The organism is Agromyces mediolanus (assembly GCF_014648575.1).
GTDB classification, from domain to species: domain Bacteria; phylum Actinomycetota; class Actinomycetes; order Actinomycetales; family Microbacteriaceae; genus Agromyces; species Agromyces mediolanus.
Map to the genome: position 1 here is coordinate 397,163 of NZ_BMRJ01000001.1, position 23,946 is coordinate 421,108.

Consider the following 23,946-nt stretch of genomic DNA (forward strand, 5'->3'; position numbering starts at 1 on the left):
GAGATTCCAAAACGAGGCCGGCGGTGGTTCCAGAGGCCCGTCATCGCCGCTTGGACATGCCCGCCGAAATGCCGTTCGCCCCGGGAATCCATGCCTATCGTGGCTCTGATCGCCTCAAGCTGAGCTTGAACCAGAAGCTCGACCCAGAAGCTCGAACACATTACGGCGCGGGGGCCCGAGCCCGCGTGGACGGGGAACCATGTACCGAACCACAGTCAACCGCCCGACGACGACCCGCCGACGCCCGGCGCGGCTGCGCCGTGCCCTCGCGACCCTGCTCGCGGCGGGCCTCGCGGTGACCGGCACGGTCATCGGCGCGAGCCCGGCGGCCGCGGCCGACTACCCGACCTGGGACGAACTGCAGGCCGCGAAGGCCGACACGGCCGCCGCGGCATCCGCCGTCGACCAGATCACGGCGCTCATCGCGCAGCTGGAGCAGAACGTCGCCGCGACGCGCGCGGAGGCGGAGAAGCGGATGGGCGAGTTCCTCGACGCCCAGCAGCGCTACGACGACGCCGCCCGCAAGGCCGGCGAGATCGAGGCCCTCGCCGAGCAGACCGCGGCCGAGGCGGCCGAGGCGAAGAAGAACGCCGGCCAGGTGGCGGCGCAGCTCTACCGCTCTGGCGGCGGCGACCTCAGCGTCGATCTGTTCCTCGAGTCGGGGGACGAGGTCGCGACCGACGCCCTGCTCTCGAAGCTCGGCAACATGGAGAAGATGGTCGAGCGCACCTCCGAGGTCTACCGGAGCGCGCAGTCCAAGTCGAACGACGCCGACTCGCTCGGACAGCAGGCCGAGGTCGCCCGGGCCGAGCGCGAGAAGCTCCGCATCGCCGCCGAGGAGGCGCTCGCCGCCGCCCAGGCCGCGCAGGCGGCCGCGGAGGCCGCGCTCTCCGAGTCCGAGGCGAAGAAGGTCGAGCTCGACCAGCAGCTGAAGTTCATGAAGGACGCGGAGGCGAAGACCACCGCCGCGTACCAGGAGGGCGAGCGGATCCGCAAGGAAGAGGAGGAGAAGCGTCGTCGCGAGGCGATGGCGGCCGGCGCGCCCGGCACCGTCGCGAGCTCCGGCTGGGCCCGCCCCGCCTCCGGCTACATCTCCGACGGCTACGGCGCCCGCCCGATCATCTGCGGCGGCGGCTACTGCTCGAGCGGCTTCCACTACGCCTACGACATCGCCACCGGCTGCGGCGCCCCCATCTACGCGGCGAACAGCGGCACCGTCTCGGTCGCCGGCTGGAGCGGCAGCTACGGCAACTACGTGAAGATCAACCACGGCGGCGGCATCTCGACCGGCTACGCGCACATCCGCGAGGGTGGCATCCTCGTCGGCTCCGGCCAGTGGGTCGAGGCGGGCCAGCAGATCGCGTGGAGCGGCACGACCGGCGCATCGACCGGCTGCCACCTGCACTTCGAGGTCTGGGACGGCTGGGACCGCATCAACCCGGGTCCGTTCATGTCCGCACGAGGAGTCTCCCTTGGCTGAGAATCGCACCCGCCCGGTCTCCCGGGTGAAGCCCGCGACCGTGTTCTCCGCGGTCGCCGTCGGCGCCGTGACCGCCTCCATCGGCGTGTCCGGCGCCCCGGCGTTCGCCGTCGACTACCCCTCCTGGGGCGAGATCGAGCAGGCGAAGCAGAACGAGCAGACGAAGCAGGCGGAGATCGCCCGTCTCGGTGAACTGCTCGCCGGCCTCCAGGCCTCGGCCGACGCGGCGATGCGCGACTCCCAGATCGCCGCCGAGGCGTACCGGCAGACGGTCGTGAAGCGCGACGAGGCGGTCGACCGGGAGGCGTCGCTCGGCAAGCAGGCCGACGCCGCCGAAGCGGTCGCCGAGATCTCCAAGATGCGCGCGGGGCTCATCGCCGCGCACCTCGCGAAGTCCGCCGGCAACGACCTGACGACCTCCCTCGTGTTCTCGGGCGACAGCGCCGAACTGCTGAAGCAGCTCGGCATGGCTTCGAAGCTCGGTGAGCAGTCGACCTCCGTGTACGAGCAGGCGCTCGCCGACCGCAACGCGGCCGACTCGCTGCGCGAGCAGGCCGACGCCGCCGCGAAGGAGCGGAAGAAGCTCGCCGACGAGGCGAAGAGCCAGTACGACGAAGCGCAGGCCAAGGCGGATGCCGCGGCCGCCGTGCTGGCGGAGCAGGAGACCCGTTCGGCGGAGCTGTACGCGCAGCTCGCCCGCCTGAAGGACACCACCGCGGAGCTCGAGCGCGAACGCGCGGAGGGCGTCGCCCGCGAGGCGGCCGAACAGGCGACCCGTCCGCAGCAGCCGTCCCCAGGCGGCGGGAACCCGGGCGGCGGGAACCCCGGCGGGGGCAACCCGGGCGGCGGGAACCCCGGCGGCGGCAACCCCGGAGGCGGCAACCCTGGCGGGGGCAACCCCGGCGGCGGCACCACCAACCCGCCGAACACGAGCGCCGTCGAATCGGCGATCTGGTACGCGCAGCAGCAGCTGGGCGAGCCCTACGACCTCGGTGGCGCGGGCCCGGACCGCTGGGACTGCTCCGGCCTCACGAAGATGGCCTACGGCTACGCGGGGATCTACATCGGCACCCACTCGGCGACCAACCAGTACTACACGCTCGCGAACCAGGGGAAGGCGGTCTCGCTCGGCAGCATCCAGCGCGGCGACCTGCTCTTCTGGGGATCCGGCGGCGACTACTACCACGTCGCGATCTACCTCGGCGGCGGACGCATCCTGGAAGCCCCCGACTACGGCAAGAACGTGCGCGAGTGGCCGATCTGGGGCAGCCCCTCGGCCGCCGCGCGCCCGACCGGCTGACCGCCGGGCGCCACGAGAGACGCGAGAAGGGGGCGAGCCGTGCGGCTCGCCCCCTTCGTCGTCAGGCTCGGCTCAGTGGCCGGGGAAGGCCTCGATCGCCTTCTGGATGAGCGCCTCGGCCTCGGCCGCGTTCGCCCAGCCCTCGGTCTTGACCCACTTGCCGGGCTCGAGGTCCTTGTAGTGCTCGAAGAAGTGCTCGATCTCCTTCTTCGTGTACTCGGGGATGGTGTCGACGTCCTGGATGTGGTTCCAGCGCGGGTCGCCCGCGGGCACCGCGATGACCTTCGCGTCGCCGCCGCCGTCGTCGGTCATGTGGAAGACGCCGACCGGGCGCACCTTCACGCCGACGCCCGGGAACAGCGGGTACTCGAGCAGCACGAGCACGTCCAGCGGGTCGCCGTCGTCGCCCAGGGTGTTCTCGAAGAAGCCGTAGTCGGTGGGGTAGACGAAGCCCGTGTAGAGCACGCGGTCGAGGAAGACCCGGCCCGTCTCGTGGTCGACCTCGTACTTGTTGCGGCTCCCCTTGGGGATCTCGATGACGGCGTTGTACTCGCCCATGTGCTCTCCTTGTGTGAAGTCCCGCCGGGCACGTGGCGCGCGGCGGAATAAGGTTACCTCGATGCCTTCAGACGACCGCACGGCGGAGCGCCGGCCCCGCCTCACCCCGCCGATCGCCGACGCCCGCCGCGCCGTGCGCGCCGTGCTCGAGCCCGTCGATCCCGCCGAGACGGGCGGGGTCGCGCCGCTCGCGCTCGTCGCGCTCTCCGGCGGTGCGGACTCCCTGGCGCTCGCGGCGGCGACCGCCTTCGAGGCGCCGCGGGCGGGATGGCTCGCCGGCGCCGTCGTCGTCGACCACGGCCTGCAGGCGGGCTCCGCCGAGGTCGCCGAGCGTGCGGCGGCCCAGGCCCGGGAGCTCGGGCTCGATCCCGTGCTCGTACGCCGGGTCGAGGTGCCGGCCGGCGGGGACGGCCCCGAGGCATCCGCCCGCGCCGCCCGCTACGCTGCGCTCGATGAAGCCGCCGCGGAGACCGGGGCGGCCGTCGTGCTGCTCGGCCACACCCTCGACGACCAGGCCGAGACGGTGCTGCTGGGCCTCGCCCGCGGCGCCGGGGGAGCGAGCCTCATGGGCATGCCGCAGCGCGCCGGCCGCTACGTGCGCCCGCTGCTGGGCCTCCGCCGCCAGGCGACGCGGCAGGCCTGCCTCGACGCGGGGCTCGACGTCTGGGACGACCCGCACAACACCGACCCCGGTTACGCCCGGGTGCGGGTGCGCGAGCGCGTGCTGCCCGTGCTCGAGGCCGAGCTCGGACCGGGCATCGCCGAGGCGCTCGCCCGCACCGCCGAGCAGCTCCGCGAGGACGAGGCGGCCTTCGACGAGCAGCTCGAGGAGTTCATCGAGGAGATCTGCGAGCCCGCCGAGGCCGGCATCGCCGTCTCCGCCGCGGTGCTCGCCGCCAATCCCGCCGCCCTCCGGCAGCGCATCATCCGGCACGTCGTCGGCAGCGAGTTCGGCGTCGCGCTCAGCCGGGTGCAGACGCTCGAGGTCGCCCGGCTCGTCACCGACTGGCACGGCCAGGGTCCGGTCGCCCTGCCCGGCGGGGCCGTCGCCACCCGCGCGGGGGCGCACGTCGTGTTCTCGGCGACCGGGGCGACCGAGATCCTGCCGCACGATCACTGATCGGGGCGCGGATCGGGGCCCCGCGTCGCCTAGGATCGTTCCATGCACGCGAGCGACATCGAGGGCGACCTCACCGAAGTCCTGGTGACCGAATCCGAGATCCACGCGAAGCTCGCTGAGCTCGCCCGGCGCATCGAGGCCGACTACGAGGGGCGCGACCTGCTCCTCGTCGGCGTGCTGAAGGGCGCGGTCATGGTCATGGCCGACCTCGCGCGCGAGCTGCGCCCGCACCTGAACATGGACTGGATGGCCGTGTCGAGCTACGGCACCGGCACCCAGTCCTCGGGCGTCGTGAAGATCCTGAAGGACCTCGACACCGACCTCACCGGCCGCGACGTGCTCATCGTCGAGGACATCATCGACTCGGGCCTCACGCTCAGCTGGCTGCTCGAGAACCTCCGGTCGCGCGGCGCCGCGTCCGTCGAGGTCTGCGCCCTGCTGCGCAAGCCCGACGCCGCCAAGGTCGAGGTCGACGTGCGCTACCTCGGCTTCGACATCCCGAACCAGTTCGTCGTCGGCTACGGCCTCGACTACGCCGAGCGCTACCGCAACCTGCGCGACGTCGCGATCCTCGCGCCGCACGTCTACAGCTAGGGCGAGCACTGCTGCGCAGCCCTCAGCGGCAGCACCCGCCGGTCCGCTTCGGGACTGCTGCGCAGCCCTCAGCGAACACACATCCAGCGATCAGCGGGTGAACGGTAGCCTGGCAGCACCATGAACATGAAGAAGATCCTGCGCGGACCGGTCATCTACATCCTGATCGCCGCGATCGTGGTGTGGATCGGTGCGAGCCTCATCACGGCCTCCGGGTTCAAAGAGGTGTCCACGCAGGAGGGCCTCGAGCTCCTGAAGGACGGCAAGGTCGCCGCCGCGAAGATCGTCGACGGCGAGAACCGGGTCGACCTCACCCTCGCGAAGGCCGACGAGAAGCTCGGCACGCAGGTGCAGTTCTACTACGTCACGCCCCGCGGCGCCGACGTGATCGCGGCCGTCGACGACGCGAACCCGAAGGACGGCTTCAACGACGAGGTGCCGCAGCCGAACTGGTTCCTCTCGATGCTCGGCATCCTGCTGCCGCTGCTGCTCATCGGCCTCTTCTTCTGGATCATGCTCTCGGGCATGCAGGGCGGCGGAAACCGCGTCATGCAGTTCGGCAAGTCGAAGGCGAAGCTCGTCTCGAAGGAGAGCCCGAAGGTCACCTTCGACGACGTCGCGGGCGCCGACGAGGCCATCGAGGAGCTCCACGAGATCAAGGAGTTCCTGAAGGAGCCGGCGAAGTTCCAGGCGGTGGGCGCGCGCATCCCCAAGGGCGTGCTGCTCTACGGCCCTCCCGGCACCGGTAAGACCCTGCTCGCGCGCGCCGTCGCCGGCGAGGCGGGCGTGCCGTTCTACTCCATCTCGGGCTCCGACTTCGTCGAGATGTTCGTCGGCGTCGGCGCGAGCCGTGTGCGCGACCTCTTCGACCAGGCCAAGCAGAACGCCCCGGCCATCATCTTCGTCGACGAGATCGACGCCGTCGGCCGCCACCGCGGCGCCGGCATGGGCGGCGGCCACGACGAGCGCGAGCAGACGCTGAACCAGCTGCTCGTCGAGATGGACGGCTTCGACCCCAAGACGAACGTCATCCTCATCGCGGCGACGAACCGCCCCGACATCCTCGACCCGGCGCTGCTGCGCCCGGGCCGCTTCGACCGCCAGATCGGCGTCGACGCGCCCGACCTCAAGGGCCGGCAGAAGATCCTCGAGGTGCACTCGAAGGGCAAGCCGCTCGCGAAGGGCGTCGACCTCGAGGTGCTCGCGCGCAAGACCCCGGGCTTCACCGGCGCCGACCTCGCGAACGTGCTGAACGAGGCGGCCCTGCTCACGGCCCGCTCGAACGCGCAGCTCATCGACAACCGCGCCCTCGACGAGGCCGTCGACCGCGTGATCGCCGGCCCGCAGCGCCGCACCCGCGTGATGAAGGACAAGGAGAAGCTCATCACGGCCTACCACGAGGGCGGCCACGCACTCGCGGCGGCGGCGATGAACTACACCGACCCCGTTACGAAGATCACGATCCTGCCCCGCGGTCGCGCCCTCGGCTACACGATGGTGCTGCCGCTGGAGGACAAGTACTCCGTCACCCGCAACGAGCTGCTCGACCAGCTCACCTACGCCATGGGCGGCCGCGTCGCCGAGGAGATCGTGTTCCACGACCCCTCGACCGGCGCATCGAACGACATCGAGAAGGCCACGGCGACGGCCCGCAAGATGGTCACCGAGTACGGCATGTCGGCGAACGTCGGCGCGGTCAAGCTCGGGCAGTCCTCGGGCGAGATGTTCCTCGGCCGCGACATGGGCCACCAGCGCGACTACTCCGAGGGCATCGCCGAGAAGGTCGACGCCGAGGTGCGCACGCTCATCGAGCAGGCGCACGACGAGGCGTGGCAGGTGCTGAACGACAACCGCGACATCCTCGACAAGCTGGCGGCCGAGCTCCTCGAGCAGGAGACCCTCGACCACAACCAGATCGCCGAGATCTTCAAGGACGTGCGCAAGCTGCCCGAGCGCCCGCTGTGGCTCTCGAGCGACAAGCGCCCCGTGTCCGACGTGCCGCCGATCGCGTTCCCCACCGAGAAGATGCCGATCGACGCCGGTCTCGTCGACGGCGGCATCGACTCCGATGTCACGCCCGAGGAGCCCGCGGCCGAGCCGAAGGCGCCGCGGTCGAACCCGCGGCCGGCGACGGCCTGAGCCGTGACGGGGCGGGGATGACGACACCCGGCGTCGACCAGGAGCGCATCGCGCGCGCCGTGCGCGAGATCCTGCTCGCGATCGGCGAGGACCCCGCGCGGCCCGGGCTCGCCCGCACCCCGCAGCGGGTGGCCGAGGCGTACGCGGAGTTCTTCGGCGGCCTCGCCGTCGACCCGCTCGTGCACCTCGCCGACACGGTGCCGCTCGACGCCGGCATCCGGCGGGCGAGGGGCGGGGCGGATGCCGACACCCCGACGACCTCGGACGCGGTGGTGCTGCGCGACCTCGACTTCCGCTCGGTGTGCGAGCACCACCTGCTGCCCTTCGTCGGCACGGCGCACGTCGCGTACCTGCCCGGCGACCGCGTGGTCGGCCTCGGCCGCATCCCGGCCGTCGTCGACACGCTCGCGAGCCGCCCGCAGCTGCAGGAGCGCCTCGCGGAGGAGATCGCCGACGCCCTCGAGACCGGTCTCGAGCCGAAGGGCGTGCTCGTCGTGCTCGACGCGCAGCACCGCTGCGTGACGACCCGCGGCTCCCGCCAGGAGCGCAGCTCGACGGTGACCATCGCGAGCCGCGGCGCGCTCGCCGAGCCCGCCGCCCGGGCCGAGATCGTCGCGCTCATCGGGGCCCGGCGTGACTGACGAGCCCACCGTGCCGGCGACGCCGCTCGTGATGGGCGTCGTGAACGTGACGCCCGACTCCTTCAGCGACGGCGGCCGCTGGTTCGACCCCGAGCGGGCGATCGCGCACGGCCTCGAGCTCGCCGCGGCCGGAGCCGAGCTGCTCGACGTCGGCGGCGAGTCCACCCGGCCGGGCGCCGCGCGGGTCGAGCCCGCGGAGGAGCTCCGCCGGGTCATCCCCGTCGTCACCGAGCTCGCCGCCCGCGGCCACCGGGTGAGCGTCGACACGATGCGCGCCGCGACGGCGGGGGCCGCCGTGGCGGCCGGCGCCGAGCTCATCAACGACGTCTCCGCCGGGCTCGCCGACGAGGCCATGGCCGAGATCGCCGCCGCGAGCGGCGCGCGCTACGTCGCCATGCACTGGCGTGGGCACTCCGACCGCATGGAGGGGCTCGCCGAGTACGACGACGTCGTGCGCGAGGTGCGCGACGAGCTCGCCGCCAGGGTCGACGTGCTCGTCGCCGCGGGCGTCGCCCCCGAGCGGATCGTGCTCGACCCCGGGCTCGGCTTCGCCAAGCGCGCCGAGCACAACTGGCAGCTGCTCGCCGGGCTCGGCGAGCTGCAGGCGCTCGGTTTCCCCGTGCTCGTCGGCGCGTCCCGCAAGCGATTCCTCGGCGGGCTGCTGCCCGAGGGCGCCCCCGTCGAGGCGAGGGACCTGCCGACGGCGGTCGTGAGCGTGCTCTCGGCGCAGGCCGGGGCGTGGGCGGTGCGCGTGCATGACGTCGCGGCGACCCGGCTCGCCCTCGACGTCCTCGGAGCATGGCAGCATGGAGCACGTGGTTGACGCGCGCACCGGGGGAGACCGGATCACCCTGACCGGGCTGCGCGTGTTCGCGCACCACGGGGTCTTCGACTTCGAGCGCGCCGACGGCCAGGAGTTCGTGATCGACGTGACCGTGTTCGTCGACCTCGCGGCGGCCGCCCGCGGCGACGAGCTGGCCCGCACCGTGCACTACGGCGAGCTCGCCGAGGCGGTCGTGCAGGGCGTCGAACGCGACCCCGTCGACCTCATCGAGACCGTCGCCGAGCGGGTCGCGCGGATCGCCCTCGGCTTCGAGGCGGCCGAGGCCGTCGAGGTGACGGTGCACAAGCCGCAGGCGCCCATCCGCGTGCCCTTCGACGACGTCGCCGTCACGATCACGAGGAGCCGCTCGTGACCCGCGCAGTCGTCGCGTTCGGCGCGAACCTCGGCGACCGGGAGGCGACGATCGCCCAGGCCGTCGCGGAGCTCGCCGACACCCCCGGCGTCGAACTCGTCGCGGTCTCGCCCGTCTACGAGACCCCGGCCATCAAGCTCTCCGGGGTCGACCACGACGCCCCCGGCTACCTGAACGGGGTGCTGCTGCTCGAGACCGAGCTCGAGCCACTCGCCCTCCTCGACGTGCTGCAGCGGGTCGAGCAGGCCCACGGCCGGGTGCGCGAGGAGCGCTGGGGCGACCGCACGCTCGACCTCGACCTCATCGACCACGGCGGCGCGCGGCTCACCGACGCCCGGCTCGAGCTGCCGCACCCCAGGGCCTGGCAGCGGGCCTTCGTGCTGCAGCCGTGGCTCGACGTCGACCCCGACGCGGTCGTCGAGGGACGCGGCAGGGTGGCCGAGCTCCGCGCGGCGGCCGACGACGAGGTGCGCCGCCGATGAAGCGCACCCACGCCCCCGTCGTCGTCGCGTTCGTGGCCGCCGGCCTCGTGCTCGGCTACCTCGGCGACCTCGCGATCGTCTCCGCCGGCGGCAACGCCCTGGTCCCGCCGGTCTCGCTCCCGATCACCCTCGTCGGCGTCGGCGCGGTCGTGGTGGCGCTCGCCTGGCCGATCCGCCGGGCGGTGAAGGGCACCGGACGCCGGGTCGACCCGTTCCGCGCGATGCGCGTCGCCGTGCTCGCGAAGGCGTGCAGCCTGAGCGGCGCGCTCGTCGCCGGCCTCGGCCTCGGCATCACGCTCTTCCTGCTGAGCCGCACCGTGGTGCCCCAGGCGGGCACCGTCTGGCTCGCCGCGGCCACCGCGATCGGCGCCGTCCTGCTGCTCGCCGCCGGCCTCGTCGCCGAGCACTTCTGCACGCTTCCGCCCGACGACCCCGAGGATGAAGAGCCCGCCCATGCCTGAGCAGACGGACCACCCCGAACAGCCTGTCCAGCCTGCGCCCCCCGAGCAGCCTGTCGCCCCCGAGCAGCCCGAGCACCGCTTCACGCCCGACGCCGAGTGGCGCCGGGTCTCGCCGAAGTACCTCGTCGTCGAGGTGATCGGCTCGATCATCACGACCGCGATCATCGTGGCCGCGCTGCTCGTCGCCTTCTCGCTCTGGGGCCTGTGGTGGGCGCCGTGGGCCGCGGGCGCCGTGGCGCTCGTCGCGATCGTCGCGATCGCCTTCGAGCCCCGCCGGGTGCGCTCGATCGGCTACCGCCTGCGCGAGGACGACCTGCTGTTCCGCCGCGGCATCATGTTCCAGCGCCAGGTCGCGGTGCCCTACGGCCGCATGCAGCTCGTCGACATCACCCGCGGGCCCGTCGCCCGCGCGCTCGGCCTCGCCGACCTGAAGTTCGTGACCGCGGCCGCCGCCACGGCGGTCACCGTCCCCGGCATCCCCGAGGCGGAGGCCGACCGCCTGCGCGACGAGCTCGTCGCGCTCGCCGAGTCCCGGCGGGCGGGCCTGTGAGCGGAGCCGCCCCCGCCAAGCCCGTCGTCGACCTCGCCGACGGCGAGTGGCACCGGCTGCACCCGGCGAGCCCGCTGCTGCGCGGCGGTCTGGTGTTCATCGCGATCGCGGGCTTCGTCATCGCGAACCTGCGCGAGCGGGTCGTCGAGTTCTTCCTCGTGGTGTTCGCCCCCGGCCAGCTCGACGACGGCTTCGGCGAGTGGAGCGACGAGAACGACTGGGGCCGCGACCCGATCGGCGGCATCGTCGCGAACAACCTCGTCGGCTGGGCGCTGCTCGCGGTGCTGCTCGTCGTCGTGCTCGTCATCGCGGGCTTCTGGCTGTCCTGGCGGATGCACACCTTCCGCGTCACGCCCGAGGCGGTCGAGGTGCGCAGCGGCATCCTGTTCCGCTCGCACCGCAGCGCCCGGCTCGACCGCATCCAGGGCATCAACATCACCCGGCCGGTGTTCGCCCGCCTGTTCGGCGCCGCGAAGCTCGAGGTGCAGGTCGCCGGGCAGTCGGGCAACATGCAGCTCGCCTACCTCGGCTCCTCGCTCACCGACGGCCTGCGCCGCGACATCCTGCGCCTCGCCTCCGGCGCCCGCGCGAAGAGCGGCCCGGCCCCCGCGGTCGCGCTCCCCGCGGTCGCGTCCGGCGAAGCGGCCGCCGAGCCGCTGCCCGGCGCCGCGCCGGCGGCCGGGCTCGCGGCTGCGCCCGGCGCCGCGCCCGCTAGGATCGGCTCGCGCGCCGGCGCGATCGTCGGCCAGCGCGTCGACGAGTTCCTCGCGCCCGAGCTCGACCCCGAGCTCGCGCCGCCGGAGTCGGTCGTGCACATCCCCGTCGGGCGGATCGTCGGTTCGACGCTGCTCGGCGGCGCCGCGTTCTGGATGCTCGTCGTCGCGGGCGTCGTCGTGGCCGGCATCCTTACCCGCCAGCTCTGGCTGCTGTTCAGCTTCGTGCCCGCGGCGATCGGTCTCGTGAGCTATCTCTGGTCGCGCATCACGAAGTCGCTGCGCTATTCGATCGCGGGCACGCCCGACGGCGTGCGGGTCGGCTACGGCCTGCTGTCGACGGCGAACCACACGATTCCCCCCGGCCGCGTCCACGCGGTCGAGGCGACGCAGTGGATCTTCTGGCGCCCCTTCGGCTGGTGGTCGGTGCGCATCAACGTCGCCGGGCAGTCCGTCACGAACGGCTCGGAGGCCGCGCAGCGCACCCAGGTGCTCCCCGTCGGCACGGCCGAGGACGTCCAGCGCGTCATCGCCCTGCTGCTGCCCGAGGCCGCCGAGGGCGGCCCGGTCGCAGGGCAGATCGGCAGCGGGCTCACCGGGCGCTCCGGCCAGGACGGCGACGGCTTCTCGGCCACGCCGAAGCGCGGCGCCTGGTTGCACCCCTTCTCGTGGCGCCGCATCGGCTGGGCGGCGGCCGACGGCATCGCCCTGCTCCGCCGCGGCTCGCTCGTGCGCCGGCTCGTGCTCGTGCCGCTCGCGCGCATGCAGTCGGTGGCGCTCTCCGCCGGGCCGGTGCGACGGGGGCTCGGGCTCGCCGAGCTCCGCCTGCACACGGTCGTCGGTCCCGTCGTGCCGAGCCTGCCCGTCATCGAGCGCGAGGCCGGCGAGGCGCTCTTCGCGCACCTCGCCGACGAGGCCGTCGAGCGCGCGAACGAGGACCGCTCGCAGCACTGGGGACGGGAGACGGCGGATGCCTGAGCGGGCCGGACGGCTCGGGGTCGGCACCGTCGGGGCCGGCCGGGTCGGCGCCGTGCTCGCCGCCGCCCTCGGCGGCGCGGGGCACGCGCTCACCGGCGTCACCGCGGTCTCGGATTCGAGCCGGGACCGCGCCGACGCGATGCTGCCGGGCGTCCCCGTGCTGACCACCCCCGAGGTGGTGCGCCGCAGCGAGCTCGTGCTGCTCGCGGTGCCCGCGGCCGAGCTGCCCGCGCTCGTCGAGGGCCTCGCCGCGACGGGCGACTGGCAGCCGGGGCAGCTCGTGCTGCACACCGCCGCCGAGTACGGCGCCGGGGTGCTCGACCCGGCCCGCCGGGCCGGCGCCATCCCGCTCGCCGTGCATCCCGTGATGAGCTTCACCGGCACGAGCATCGACCTCGCCCGGCTCGCCGGGGCGTGGTTCGCCGTCACCGCGCCCGCGCCCGTGCTGCCGATCGCGCAGGCCCTCGTCGTGGAGATGGGCGGCGAGCCCTTCGTCGTCGAGGAATCGGCGCGCCCGGCCTACGCCGAGGCGATCGACACGGCCGTCTCGTTCTCCTCGGCGATCGTCGACCAGGCGAGCGGCATCCTCGGCGGGCTCGGCGTGAGCCGCCCCGGCGCGGTGCTCGCCCCGCTCGTGCGCAGCGCCGTCGAGAACGCCCTGGCCCGGCACGACGAGGGACCGGGTCTCGACGGCCCGACTGGGCTCGACGAGCCCCAGGAAGACGACGGCCCGCTTGGAGGACGCTGGTGAACGACACGACGCCCGCCGCACCGCCGGCCGTGGTCGGCACGATCGCCGAGCTCCGGCGCCGCGTCGCCGAGGCGCGGGCCGGCGGGGCATCCGTCGCCTTCGTCCCGACCATGGGCGCGCTGCACGACGGCCATCTCGCCCTCGTCGCCCGCGCCCGCGAGCTCGCCGAGCTCGTCGTCGTCTCGATCTTCGTGAACCCGCTGCAGTTCGGGCCGAACGAGGACCTCGAGCGCTACCCGCGCACCCTCGACGCGGACGTCGCCGCGCTCCGCGGAAGCGGCGCGGCGCTCGTGTTCGCCCCCGCCGTCGACGAGATGTACCCCGACGGCCCGAACCAGACGCGCATCGTCGCGGGCGAGGTCGGCGGGCTCTACGAGGGCGCGTCGCGACCCGGGCACTTCGACGGCATGCTCACGGTCGTCGCGAAGCTCTGCAACATCGTGCAGCCCGACATCGCCGTCTTCGGCCAGAAGGACGCCCAGCAGGTGTACCTCGTGCGCCGCATGGTGCGCGAGCTCGACCTCCCCCTCGCGATCGAGGTCGTCGAGACGGTGCGCGAGGCCGACGGCCTCGCCCTCTCCAGCCGCAACCGCTTCCTCGCCGAGCCGGAGCGGCGCACCGCGCTCGTGCTCTCCGAGGCGCTCGCCGCGGCCGCCGACGCGGCCCCGGAGGGAGCCCCGGAAGCGCTCGCGGAGGCGGTCGCCGCGTTCGGCGACCACGACGGCGCCGAGCTCGACTACTTCGTCATCGTCGACCCCGACACCTTCCTGCCGGTCGCCGACGACGCGAGCGGTCCGGCCCTCGCGCTCGTCGCCGCGCGGGTCGGCGCCACCCGCTTGATCGACAACCGGCGCGTCGTGCTCGGCTGAGCGCAAGTAGGCTGGTGGTCGCACGATTCCGAGCGCGCACCGCGATCCGCGAGAACCACGAGAGAGAAGCATGGCCGACGAGACGCCGAACCAGCCCACCGAACCCACGGCCGAGGAGATCTCGGAGCAGAAGGCCGTGCGGCTCCAGAAGCGCGCGCGGCTGATCGACGAGGCGAGCGACCTCGGCGGCGGCGCCTACCCGGTGCGCCTGCCCATCACGACCACGATCCCCGAGGTGCGCGACCGCTTCGTCGGCCTCGGTGTCGACGAGGCCTCCGGCGAGACCGTCGGGGTCGCCGGTCGCGTCGTGCACCTCCGCAACACGGGCAAGCTCTGCTTCGCGGCGCTGCAGTCCGGCGACGGCAGCCGCATCCAGGCGATGGTCTCCCTCGCCGAGGTCGGCGAGGAGTCGCTCGCCGCGTGGAAGGAGCTCGTCGACCTCGGCGACCACCTCTTCGTCTCCGGCGAGGTCATCACGAGCCGCCGCGGCGAGCTCTCGATCATGGTGAAGGAGTGGCGCGTCGCGGCGAAGGCCGTGCTGCCGCTGCCGAACCTGCACAACGAGCTCGGCGAGGAGACGCGGGTGCGCTCGCGCTACCTCGACCTCATCGCCCGCGAGCAGGCCCGCAAGAACGTCATCGACCGCGCGAAGGTCAACGCGAGCCTCCGGCAGACCTTCACGGGCCTCGGCTTCATCGAGGTCGAGACGCCGATGCTGCAGGTCATGCACGGCGGGGCCTCGGCCCGCCCCTTCGTCACGCACTCGAACGCCTTCGACACCGAGCTGTACCTGCGCATCGCGCCGGAGCTGTACCTGAAGCGCGCCGTCGTCGGCGGCATCGAGCGGGTCTACGAGATCAACCGCAACTTCCGCAACGAGGGCGCCGACTCGACGCACAGCCCCGAGTTCGCGATGCTCGAGGCGTACGAGGCCTACGGCGACTACACGACGATCGCCGACCTCACGCAGAAGCTGATCCAGGATGCCGCGGCCGCCGTGTCCGGCTCGCACGTCGTGACCTGGGCCGACGGCACCGAGTACGACCTCGGCGGCGAGTGGGACCGCATCTCGATGTACGGCTCGCTCTCCGAGGCGATCGGCGAGGAGATCACGCCCGAGACGCCGATGTCGCGCCTCGAGGAGCTCGCCGAGGCGGCCGGCATCGAGATCGACCATCCCATCCCCGGCAAGTTCGTCGAGGAGCTGTGGGAGCACCACGTGAAGGGCGGGCTCGTGCGGCCCACCTTCGTGATGGACTTCCCCGAGGACACCTCGCCGCTCGTGCGCGGGCACCGCTCCATCCCGGGCGTCGTCGAGAAGTGGGACCTCTACGTGCGCGGCTTCGAGCTCGCCACGGGCTACTCGGAGCTCGTCGACCCGGTCATCCAGCGCGAGCGCTTCGTCGCCCAGGCGACCCTCGCCGCCGGCGGCGACCCCGAGGCGATGCAGCTCGACGAGGAGTTCCTGCGGGCGCTCGAGTTCGGCATGCCGCCGTCGGGCGGCATGGGCATGGGCATCGACCGCCTGCTGATGGCGATCACGGGTCTCGGCATCCGCGAGACCATCCTCTTCCCGCTGGTGAAGTGACCATGAGCGCCGATCGCCCCGACCGGAACCCGGATCGTCCGTCGAACTCGCGGATCATGATCTGGGTCGTGGTCGGGGCGATCGCGCTCTACTTCATCGGCTCGGGCGTCTGGGGCCTGCTGAGCAACGGCGGCTGAGCCGTTCTGGTCCGCTGAGCTCGTCGAAGCGGAGCTCGTCGAAGCGCCCTTCGACGGGCTCAGGGAACCACCGCAGCTCAGGCCCGGTCGACGAAGACGACACCGCGGTAGCCGGCCTCGCCCCAGGCGACCATGCGGTCGAGGTCGGCGTGCGCGATCGGCAGCTCGTGGGTGTCGACCCAGCTCTCGCCGAGCTCGGAGCTGATCCACGGGTCCTCGATCACGACGACCTCCTCGTCGGCGGCGTGCGCGAGCACCCAGTGCGGGCCGGTCTCGCCGTGCATCGGCGCCTCGTCGATGAGCAGGAGGGCGAGCTCGCTGCCCGCGACCCGCCGGGCGATCTCGGCGACGGCCACGCGCTCGCGCACGACGGGCACGCCGACCGCCTCGGCCTGGCGCTGCGACTCCGACTGCAGCTCGGCGCGGAAGTCGCGCTCGAAGCCGGAGTACGCCTCGATCAGCACCGGACCGTCGTGGTCGAGATGCACCTCGACGCGACGCTCCGGCGGCAGGGTCTCGCGCATGACGACACCGAGCCCGAGCGGTTCGATCGCCGGGTAGTTGCTCGCCCGCCGCCAGAAGGCGAGCTCGAGGTCGCGGTCGGCGACGGAGGGCTCGGGCGCCGCGTCGGCGGCGAAACCGCCGGCACCGGCGAGCTCCGCCGCGAGCAGCCCGGTGACCGCACCGCAGGTGTACATCGTGGTCTGCGCGTAGTACGGCGCCTCGGTGTGCGGCAGCTCGCGCAGCCAGCGCACGTAGCCGCGGCTGCCGAGCGTGCCGGCCGCGGAGGGGTGCGGGGCGTGCAGCTCGGCGAAGCCGCGCTCGCGGGCGAAGTCCGGCAGCTCCTGGCCGAGGGGCACCTCCCACTTCACGGCGGCGTCGCCGTTCGCGCTCGCGCGGTCGACGAGCTCGTCGACGAGGCCCGCCGCGGCCGGGGCATCCGCCTCGCTCCGCCACCACACGTCGACGATCTTCACCGCGGCGGTCGCGCCCCTGCGCGAGCTGAGCACGGCGGCGACCGCGGCGCCGTCGGCGTCGCGGGCGAGGTCGAGCCGCGGTGCGTACGCCTCGCGGGGCAGCTCCCAGCGGGCCGCGCGGGCGGGCCCGAGCGCCGTGCGCAGCTCGTCGTCGAGCCGGGGGGAGAGGGTGGTCGTCATGCCGGGATGGTCCTTCCGTCGGTGCTGTGGTCGTGACTGTGCGTGTGGTCGTGACGGGGCGGGCGGTCGCGGTGCGCGGCGGCGACGAGGAGCTTCGTGTACTCCTCGACCGGCGCGTCGAGCACCCGGGCGCAGGGGCCCCGCTCGACGACGCGGCCCTGCCAGACGACCGTGACGGTGTCGGCGATCCGTCGCACCACCGCGAGGTCGTGCGAGATGAACAGGATGGCGACGCCGAGCTCCTCGCGGAGCCAGCCCAGCAGCTCGAGGATCTGCGCCTGCACCTGCACGTCGAGCGCGGAGACGGACTCGTCGCAGATGAGCAGTCTGGGCCGGGGCGCGAGGGCCCGGGCGATGGCGACGCGCTGGCGCTGCCCGCCGGAGAGCTGCGCGGGGCGCTTCGCCGCGGCATCCGCGGGCAGGCCGACCGTCTCCAGCAGCCCGGGCACCTCGGCGGCGGCGCGGCCGCCCACGGCGAGCGCCTCCCGCAGGATCTGCCCGATCGTCATCATCGGGTTCAGCGAGGAGTACGGGTCCTGGAACACGATCTGCATCTGCCCGGGCGTCCGCGAGCGGCGGCCGGGGGCGAGCATCGCGCCGTCGAAGGCGATCGTGCCGCCGTCCTCCCGTTCGAGGCCCGCGATGCAGCGGGCGAGCGTCGACTTGCCGGAGCCGGACTCGCCGACGATCCCGACGATCTCGCCCGCGGCGATGTCGAGGTCGACACCGCCGAGCACCGTGCGCTCGCCGAAGCGCTTCACGACGCCTGCGGCGCGCACGAGCGGCGGGGCGTCGGACGCATCGGTGGACGCACCAGCAGCGGATGCCTCGGAGTGCCCGGATGCCTCGGCGGGCACGGCCGCGTCGAGCGCGAGCGCGGGGTCGGCGGCGATGAGCGCCTTCGTGTACTGGTGCTCGGGCGCCGAGAGCACCCGGGCGGTGTCGCCCCGCTCGACGACCTCGCCGTGCCGCATGACGAGCACCTCGTCGGTGCGGCCGCGGACGAGGCCGAGATCGTGCGAGATGAGCAGCATCGCCATGCCCCGCTCGTGCTGCAGCTCGCGCAACAGATCGAGGATCTCGGCCTGGTTCGAGGCGTCGAGCGCGGTGGTGGGCTCGTCGGCGATGAGCAGCCGCGGGTCGCTCGCGAGGGCCGCCGCGATCGCGACGCGCTGGCGCATGCCGCCCGACAGCTCGTGGGGATGCGCCCGGGCGACCCGGGCGGGCAGGTTGACCTCGGCGAGCCGCCGGGCGACCTCGGCCTCGAGCTCGCGGGCGGGCAGCCGCCGGCCCGCCTTCGCCTCGAGCGTCCAGGCGATCTGCGGCCCGCAGCGGTGCACGGGGGACAGGCTCGTGAAGGGGTCCTGCAGCAGCAGCGAGACCTCGCGGCCGCGCACGGCCCGCCACGAGGCATCCGTCTGCTCGAGCCGGTGCTCCCGGCCGTCGACGCGGAGCGTCCCCGCGGCGCGGAAGCCGGGCGGCAGCAGCCCGACGAGGCTCTTCGCCGTCAGCGTCTTGCCCGAGCCGGACTCGCCGATCAGGGCGAGCGAGGCGGCGGGCGCGATCCCGAAGGAGAGCGGTTCGACCATGCGGCCGGCGGGGCCCTCGATGCCCTCGAGGGCGACGTCGATGCCCGTCATGCCAGGCCCCCGCTCCGGGTGAGGCGCTGGCCGAGCCAGTCGCCGACGAGGTTCACGGCGCAGGCGACCGCGATGATGAGCACGGCGGGCACGATCACCGCGGCCGGGTTGTCGAACATGATCGACCGGCTGTCGGTGAGCTGCCGGCCCCAGTCCGCCGTGCCGGGCGGCACGCCGACGCCGAGGAACGACAGCGAGGAGAACGCGACGAGCGCGAACGCGACGTTCAGCATCGCGTTCGTGATGACGAGCGAGGAGACGTTCGGCAGGATGTGCCGGAACATCACCCGCCAGCGCGACAGCGAGAGCATCTGCGCGGCCTCGATGTAGGGGCGCGCGCTCTGCTCGAGCACGCCGGCCCGCACGATGCGGATGTCGGACGGCGAGAAGAGCAGCACGAGCAGGGCCACCGTCGTCCAGTAGCCGCCGCCGAAGACGCCCGACACGACGATCGCGGCGAGCAGCACGGGCAGGGCGAGCAGCAGATCGGTCCAGCGGCTGATCACGAAGTCGAGCGGGCCGCGCTCGTAGCCGGCGAGGGTGCCGAGCAGGATGCCGAGCAGCATCGAGCCGACCGCGACGCAGACGGGGCCGACGAGCGCCGAGGCCGCGCCCGCGACGGTGAGGGCGAGGATGTCCCGGCCGAGCTCGTCGGTGCCGAGCGGGTGACCCGGGCTGCCGGCTGGCATCAGGCTCGAGAGGATGTCCTGCTTCGTGGCCTCCGGGTAGAGCACCGGCCCGAGCACGACGGCGAGGAACGCGGCTGCGAGCACGACGAGGCAGACGACGACGGTCACAGGCACGCCGCGGCGGCGGCGGAAGCCGACGCCGACGGCGCCGAGCGAGGCGCTCATGCGGTGCCTCCCTTCGCGCGGACGCGCGGATCGAGCAGCAGGTAGGCGAGGTCGGCGAGCAGCGCGATCACCGCGATGACGAGCGACACGAGCAGGGTGAGCGCCTGCACGACGGCGAGGTCCTTGAACAGCACCGAGTCCTGCAGCAGCGTGCCGAGGCCCGGCAGCGCGTAGGTCGTCTCGGCGAGCACCGTGCCGCCGACGAGGAAGGTGAGCAACAGGCTCGCGCCCGTGACGATGGGGATCGCGGCGTTGCGGAGCGCGAGCCGGCGCACGCGCCCCTCGGGGATGCCGCGGGCTCTGGCGCTCGTCACGTAGTCGGCGTCGAGCTCGCGGAGCATCGCCGTGCGGGTCAGCTTCAGCACGATGGCGCCGAGGCCCGCGGCGAGCGTGATCGCGGGCAGGATCAGGTGGTACAGCGTGTCGAGGGGGCCGCGGCCGCCGCCGTACACGGGGAAGATCGGCAGGTAGTAGGCGAACACGTAGAGCAGCAGCAGACCGACCGCGAAGGTCGGGGCGCTCAGGCCGATGACCCCGAGCGCGGTGCCGATGCGGTCGAGCACGCCGCCGGCGCGGACGGCGCTCTGCACGCCGAGCGGGATGCCGGTGCCGATCGCCGCGACGAAGGCGAGGCCGCAGAGCGCGAGCGTGAGGCCGAGCCGCGAACCGATCGCGTCGGCGACCGAGGTCTGCAGGCGGATCGACTGACCGAAGTCGCCCGTCAGCACCCCGCCGAGCCAGCGCAGGTACTGCACGGGAAGCGGGTCGTCGAGGTGGTACTGCTCGCGGATCGCGGCGACCGCCTCGGGCGAGGCCGGACGGGTGCCGAGGAGGGTCTTCACGAGGTCGCCGGGGGCGAGGTGCAGCATCGAGAAGACGACGATCGAGAGCACGAACAGGATCGCCAGGGTGCCGAGCACGCGCACCGCGAGCATCCGGCCGATGGGCCGGAGTCGCGGCGCGCGCGCCGTGGGGAGGGTCTCGGTCACAGCTCGGCGCGGTAGAGCCGGGTCGGCCAGGACGAGATGAACGCGAAGGAGCTGTAGTCGTCGAAGCCGAGGTCCTTCGCGAAGGCGGTCGCCGACTGGCCCCACCAGAGCGGGACGTTCACGACGTCCTCGGCCTGCAGCGTCTCGACCTGCACGAGCAGCTCCGCGCGGGCGACCGGGTCGGACTCGGCGCCGGCCTGGGCCAGCAGTTCGTCGATCTCGGGGTTGCTGTACGCCGAGGGGTTGCCCGGTCCGAGCAGGTAGCTCGGCACCTCGGCGGGGTCGCCGAGGGTGGAGAAGTACCACATCAGGCCGACGCCGTAGCTCGACGAGGCGTCGAGGCTCGCGAGCCACTCCTCGATCGGGACCTCGCGGACGTTCAGGGTGACGCCGATGGAGGCGAGGTTCTCGGCGAGCGACTGCGCGGCGGTGCCGAGCTGGGGGCCGGTCGAGGGGGTGAGCAGCTCCGCTTCGAAGCCGTCGGGGTGGCCGGATTCGGCGAGGGCGGCCTTGGCCGCGTCGAGGTCGAAGTCGTACTGCGGGATCTCGGCGAGCACCTTGCGGGCCTCGTCGGCGTCGTACGCCTTGCCGAGCGACTCGGGCGTCATGATCGCGGTCGCGGCCTCGCCGTGCCCGCGGAGGAGCTTGTCGACGACGGCGTCGCGGTCGACGGCGTGCGCGAAGGCTTCGCGCACCTTGGGGTCGTCGAAGGGCGGCAGCGAGGTGTTGAAGTACAGCCCGACGTAGGAGAGGTCGTTCACGTACTCGACCCGCATGGTGTCGAGCTTCTCCCACTGGCTCGCCTGCGCGAGCGGCACGTTGAAGGCGACGTCGACGTCGCCGGACTGGGCGGCGAGCAGGCGCGTCGACTCGTCGGGGATGAACTCGACCGTGATCGACTTCACCTTCGGCAGTTCGCCCCACCAGGTGTCGACGCGCTCGAGCTGCACGTGCGAGTCGGGCACGAACTCGGTGACCTGGTACGGGCCGGTGCCGAGCAGCAGCGAGTCCGCGGTGCCGACCTTGCCCGCGTTCTGCTCCCAGAAGGCCTGCGAGCTGATGAACGCGGCGCCGCCCGAGCTCATGTTGGCGGCGAAGGCGGCGTCGGGGGCGGTGAGAGTGATGGTCACCTCCTGCTCGTCGGTCTTCTCGATCGTGTCGACGCCGGCGAGGTAGTACGCGAGGCCGGGGGAGACGGTCTCGTCGCGCGCCTGCTCGAGGCTGTAGACGACGTCGTCGGCAGTGACCGGCGTGCCGTCCTGGAACTCGGCGTCGTCGCGCAGCTCGTAGACGTAGGTCACGTCGTCGGTCTGCTCCCAGGACTCGGCGAGCCCGGGCTGCACGCGGCCCTGCGCGTCGACCGAGACGAGGCCCTCCTGCGCGATCGAGGCGATGTAGTAGTTCAGGATGCCGGCCTCCTGGCCGACGTAGAGGTTCGACAGCGAGCCGGGGAGGGCGACCGTGATGTGGTCGATCTCCTCGCCCGTGTCGGCGCCGACGCCGGTGCCGGGGTCGGGGGCGCCGGTCGCGCAGGCGGCCAGCAGCAGCACGCCGGCCGCTGCGGCGCCCGCGCGCGCGGCGCGGGAACGCGGGGAAACGGACATGGGGGATTCCTCCTCGAGAGGTCGGGGGAGCGGAGCGAGGGCGATGGGTTGCGCGAAGCGCGCGCGGTGTCCGTGCGAGCGGCGGCGGGCGTCGGCGAGTGCCTCGACCTCGAGTCCGCTCGGACGGCGTGCGGCGAGCATGCGGAGGCTCGCCGCGACGGCGGGGATGGCGCTCGCCTCGGCGAGCGTCAGGGCGACGGTGCGGGTGGAGCAGGCGGGGCGCAGCCCGAGGGCGCGCACACCGGGCGGGGGCGCGGTCACGAAGGCGCGCTCGGGCAGGAACGCGACGCCGAGGCCGCCGGCCACGAGGGCGAGGGCGGCGTCCGGCCGGGAGACGCGGAGGTCGCCCGGTGCCTCGTCGCGGCCGAGGAGCTCGGCGACGAGCGCCGAGCGGGTGCCGTCGCCGAAGATCCAGGGCAGCCCGGTGAGGGCGGATGCCTCGACGCGCGCGTCGAGGGCGCCGGCCGCCGCGGCGGGCACCGCGGCGATGAGCTCCTCGGCGTAGAGGAACGTCGGCCGGAGGCCCGCCCGGCGGAGTCGCGCGCCGCGCTCGCCGGAGTCGCTCGTGATGACGGCGATGTCGGCCCGGCCGGAGCGGACGAGCTCGATCGCCGCTTCGGTGCCGGCTTCGATGAGGCTGGCCTCGACGCCGGGGAGCTCGGCCGCGATGCGGGCGAGCGCGGGTGCGATGGTCGTCGCGACGGCCTCGGCGGGGGCGGCGATGCGCACGGTGCCGACCCGGTGGCCGAGGGCCCGGGCGAGCTCGGTGGCCGCAGCGGTGAGGCTCGCGTCGATGCGCGGGGCGTGGGTCGCGAGCAGGGCGCCGATCGGGGTGAGCGCCGCCGAGCGGGCGGTGCGGGCGACGAGCGCGGTGCCGAGGCGCGTCTCGAGCCGCTGCACGTGCTGGGTGATGGTCGGCTGGCTGTAGCCGAGGGAGCGGGCGGCCGCGCTGATGGACCCGGTGCGGTCGATCGCGACCAGGATTCGCAGCGAGTGCACGTCGAGCGCACGGGTCAGCGCGTCGATTTCGACGAAGCCATCATCGTCCATAGGGGCAGGCTATAGATGTTCATGTTTCGATGGCGTAACAATATGTAGGCCGGCGTCACCGGGCGTCGCCGGCGAGCTGCCACGATGAGCTGGCACGATGAGTTCGGCACACGACGAGACACAGCGAGGTGGCATGGATCTGCGGGCGGCGCACGAGGACTGGGTGCGGGAGCGCGAGGAGCGCGTTTGGGGCGAGCGAGGCATCGCGAGCCTCGCGGCCACGCACTGGCTCTGGACCGAGCCGCTCGAGCTCGAGGGCCTCCCCGGCCGGTGGTGCGCGCGCGACGGGGTCGTCGTCGGCGAGGCGATCGACGGTCTCGACGGCGAGCTCCGGCTCGCCCCCGGCGAGGAGGCCGAGCTCGCGGGCGTGCTCCTCCGCGGCTTCGAGCGCGACGGCTCGCTCGCGCTCCGGGTGCTCGACGCCGGCGCCGCCGCGCGGCGCGGCGTGTCCCGGATCGCGCGCTTCCCGCTCGACCCCGCGGCCCGCGTGCCCGGCGTGGTCCGGCGCCGCACGAGCGAGCAGCCCACGACCTCGGTCGACGGGCACCGGGCGACGGGCGAGTTCGACGCGATCGTCGAGCTGCAGCTCGACGGCGAATCGGTCGCCCTCGCCGTGCAGGAGGACGACGGCTGGTACTTCGCGGCCTTCTCGGATGCGACGAGCGGCGCGGAGAGCCATCCCTTCCGCTTCCTCCGCTTCCCGGTCCCGGAGGGCGAGCACGCGGTCGTCGACTTCAACCGCGCCTACCTGCCGCCGTGCGCGTTCTCCGACCACTACGTCTGCGTGCTGCCGGTGCCGGGCAACCGCTGGTCGGTGCCGGTCCGGGCCGGCGAGCGCGTCGTCGAGTGAATCGGCGAGGCGGATTCCCCGGCTGAGGCGGGATTTCCCGGCCGATCCGTATATCCTGATGGGGCTATGGACGACTTCTGGGCGAATGCGATCTGGTCGCTGGCGCCGACCGTGCTCATCGGACTCATCTTCTGGTTCGTGATGCGGGCGCTCATGCGCGCCGATCGCAACGAGCGCAAGGCCTACGCCCGCATCGAAGCCGAAGAGCGCGCGAAGCGGGCGCGCGAGCGCCACGCCGGCTAGGC

At 73.3% G+C, this 23,946-nt stretch carries 24 protein-coding genes; 18 read left to right on the forward strand and 6 right to left on the reverse strand.

Annotation, left to right across the window (positions count from 1 at the left end):
- Positions 1-199: 199 nt before the first annotated feature.
- On the forward strand, positions 200-1,480 hold the full coding sequence (locus tag IEY71_RS01755; RefSeq protein ID WP_189083593.1) for a M23 family metallopeptidase: 1,281 nt from the start codon (positions 200-202) through the stop codon (positions 1,478-1,480).
- The gene (locus IEY71_RS01760) at positions 1,473-2,780 is read left to right on the forward strand and encodes a C40 family peptidase (protein WP_229781483.1); all 1,308 of its coding nucleotides are present in this window, start codon (positions 1,473-1,475) and stop codon (positions 2,778-2,780) included. The genes IEY71_RS01755 and IEY71_RS01760 overlap by 8 nt, the downstream gene beginning before the upstream one ends.
- A 72-nt stretch (positions 2,781-2,852) precedes the next feature.
- On the opposite strand, the gene ppa is transcribed toward IEY71_RS01760, so the two are convergent.
- Positions 2,853-3,338, reverse strand: a complete 486-nt coding sequence (gene ppa, locus IEY71_RS01765) for an inorganic diphosphatase (protein ID WP_189083594.1) — start codon at positions 3,336-3,338, stop codon at positions 2,853-2,855.
- A gap of 61 nt (positions 3,339-3,399) precedes the next feature.
- Between ppa and tilS the strand changes: the two genes are divergently transcribed.
- The 14 genes from tilS (at position 3,400) to IEY71_RS18505 (ending at position 15,557) form a co-directional block, all read left to right on the forward strand.
- A complete protein-coding gene (tilS, locus tag IEY71_RS01770; RefSeq protein ID WP_189083595.1) occupies positions 3,400-4,458 on the forward strand; it encodes a tRNA lysidine(34) synthetase TilS in 1,059 nt (352 codons plus the stop codon).
- Between the two features lie 42 nt (positions 4,459-4,500).
- Entirely contained in the window at positions 4,501-5,052 is a 552-nt protein-coding gene (gene hpt / locus IEY71_RS01775) for a hypoxanthine phosphoribosyltransferase (protein WP_189083596.1), read from the forward strand.
- Positions 5,053-5,172: 120 nt separating this feature from the next.
- Positions 5,173-7,191, forward strand: a complete 2,019-nt coding sequence (gene ftsH, locus IEY71_RS01780; protein WP_189083597.1) for an ATP-dependent zinc metalloprotease FtsH — start codon at positions 5,173-5,175, stop codon at positions 7,189-7,191.
- Between the two features lie 17 nt (positions 7,192-7,208).
- Positions 7,209-7,832 (forward strand): GTP cyclohydrolase I, encoded by a 624-nt coding sequence (folE, locus tag IEY71_RS01785; protein WP_189083598.1) that lies wholly within the window; start codon positions 7,209-7,211, stop codon positions 7,830-7,832.
- Between the two features lie 31 nt (positions 7,833-7,863).
- The gene (folP, locus tag IEY71_RS01790) at positions 7,864-8,655 is read left to right on the forward strand and encodes a dihydropteroate synthase (RefSeq protein WP_189085027.1); all 792 of its coding nucleotides are present in this window, start codon (positions 7,864-7,866) and stop codon (positions 8,653-8,655) included.
- Positions 8,639-9,028, forward strand: a complete 390-nt coding sequence (folB, locus tag IEY71_RS01795; protein WP_189083599.1) for a dihydroneopterin aldolase — start codon at positions 8,639-8,641, stop codon at positions 9,026-9,028. Before folP ends, folB begins: the two co-directional genes overlap by 17 nt.
- Complete coding sequence (folK, locus tag IEY71_RS01800; protein ID WP_189083600.1) at positions 9,025-9,510, forward strand: 2-amino-4-hydroxy-6-hydroxymethyldihydropteridine diphosphokinase; 486 nt, start codon at positions 9,025-9,027, stop codon at positions 9,508-9,510. Before folB ends, folK begins: the two co-directional genes overlap by 4 nt.
- Positions 9,507-9,971 carry a DUF3180 domain-containing protein gene (locus IEY71_RS01805; RefSeq protein WP_189083601.1) on the forward strand — a complete coding sequence of 155 codons (465 nt, stop codon included), beginning with the start codon at positions 9,507-9,509 and terminating at the stop codon, positions 9,969-9,971. The genes folK and IEY71_RS01805 overlap by 4 nt, the downstream gene beginning before the upstream one ends.
- The gene (locus IEY71_RS01810) at positions 9,964-10,521 is read left to right on the forward strand and encodes a PH domain-containing protein (protein WP_189083602.1); all 558 of its coding nucleotides are present in this window, start codon (positions 9,964-9,966) and stop codon (positions 10,519-10,521) included. The genes IEY71_RS01805 and IEY71_RS01810 overlap by 8 nt, the downstream gene beginning before the upstream one ends.
- Complete coding sequence (locus IEY71_RS01815) at positions 10,518-12,212, forward strand: PH domain-containing protein (protein ID WP_189083603.1); 1,695 nt, start codon at positions 10,518-10,520, stop codon at positions 12,210-12,212. Before IEY71_RS01810 ends, IEY71_RS01815 begins: the two co-directional genes overlap by 4 nt.
- Positions 12,205-12,963, forward strand: coding sequence for a Rossmann-like and DUF2520 domain-containing protein (locus tag IEY71_RS01820; RefSeq protein WP_189083604.1), 759 nt, complete (start codon positions 12,205-12,207; stop codon positions 12,961-12,963). The genes IEY71_RS01815 and IEY71_RS01820 overlap by 8 nt, the downstream gene beginning before the upstream one ends.
- Positions 12,960-13,832 carry a pantoate--beta-alanine ligase gene (panC, locus tag IEY71_RS01825; protein WP_189083605.1) on the forward strand — a complete coding sequence of 291 codons (873 nt, stop codon included), beginning with the start codon at positions 12,960-12,962 and terminating at the stop codon, positions 13,830-13,832. The genes IEY71_RS01820 and panC overlap by 4 nt, the downstream gene beginning before the upstream one ends.
- A 70-nt stretch (positions 13,833-13,902) precedes the next feature.
- On the forward strand, positions 13,903-15,420 hold the full coding sequence (gene lysS / locus IEY71_RS01830) for a lysine--tRNA ligase (protein ID WP_189083606.1): 1,518 nt from the start codon (positions 13,903-13,905) through the stop codon (positions 15,418-15,420).
- A gap of 2 nt (positions 15,421-15,422) precedes the next feature.
- On the forward strand, positions 15,423-15,557 hold the full coding sequence (locus IEY71_RS18505; RefSeq protein WP_268243551.1) for a hypothetical protein: 135 nt from the start codon (positions 15,423-15,425) through the stop codon (positions 15,555-15,557).
- A 77-nt stretch (positions 15,558-15,634) separates the two neighbouring features.
- Here IEY71_RS18505 and IEY71_RS01835 read toward each other — a convergent pair whose 3' ends face one another.
- The 5 genes from IEY71_RS01835 to IEY71_RS01855 are packed head-to-tail and all read right to left on the reverse strand — an operon-like array spanning position 15,635 to position 22,851.
- Positions 15,635-16,714: a peptidase C39 family protein gene (locus IEY71_RS01835; protein WP_189083607.1), complete on the reverse strand. Its 1,080-nt coding sequence runs from the start codon at positions 16,712-16,714 to the stop codon at positions 15,635-15,637.
- Positions 16,711-18,354, reverse strand: coding sequence for an ATP-binding cassette domain-containing protein (locus tag IEY71_RS01840; protein WP_189083608.1), 1,644 nt, complete (start codon positions 18,352-18,354; stop codon positions 16,711-16,713). The genes IEY71_RS01835 and IEY71_RS01840 overlap by 4 nt, the downstream gene beginning before the upstream one ends.
- The gene (locus IEY71_RS01845) at positions 18,351-19,208 is read right to left on the reverse strand and encodes an ABC transporter permease (protein ID WP_189083609.1); all 858 of its coding nucleotides are present in this window, start codon (positions 19,206-19,208) and stop codon (positions 18,351-18,353) included. The genes IEY71_RS01840 and IEY71_RS01845 overlap by 4 nt, the downstream gene beginning before the upstream one ends.
- Positions 19,205-20,197 carry an ABC transporter permease gene (locus IEY71_RS01850; protein WP_229781484.1) on the reverse strand — a complete coding sequence of 331 codons (993 nt, stop codon included), beginning with the start codon at positions 20,195-20,197 and terminating at the stop codon, positions 19,205-19,207. Before IEY71_RS01850 ends, IEY71_RS01845 begins: the two co-directional genes overlap by 4 nt.
- Positions 20,194-22,851 (reverse strand): ABC transporter substrate-binding protein, encoded by a 2,658-nt coding sequence (locus tag IEY71_RS01855; RefSeq protein WP_189083610.1) that lies wholly within the window; start codon positions 22,849-22,851, stop codon positions 20,194-20,196. The genes IEY71_RS01850 and IEY71_RS01855 overlap by 4 nt, the downstream gene beginning before the upstream one ends.
- A 133-nt stretch (positions 22,852-22,984) precedes the next feature.
- On the opposite strand from IEY71_RS01855, the gene IEY71_RS01860 reads away from it, so the two are divergent.
- Both IEY71_RS01860 and IEY71_RS01865 read left to right on the forward strand, forming a co-directional pair.
- Positions 22,985-23,701, forward strand: coding sequence for a DUF1684 domain-containing protein (locus tag IEY71_RS01860; protein WP_189083611.1), 717 nt, complete (start codon positions 22,985-22,987; stop codon positions 23,699-23,701).
- A gap of 66 nt (positions 23,702-23,767) precedes the next feature.
- Positions 23,768-23,944, forward strand: a complete 177-nt coding sequence (locus IEY71_RS01865) for a hypothetical protein (protein ID WP_189083612.1) — start codon at positions 23,768-23,770, stop codon at positions 23,942-23,944.
- Positions 23,945-23,946: the final 2 nt, after the last annotated feature.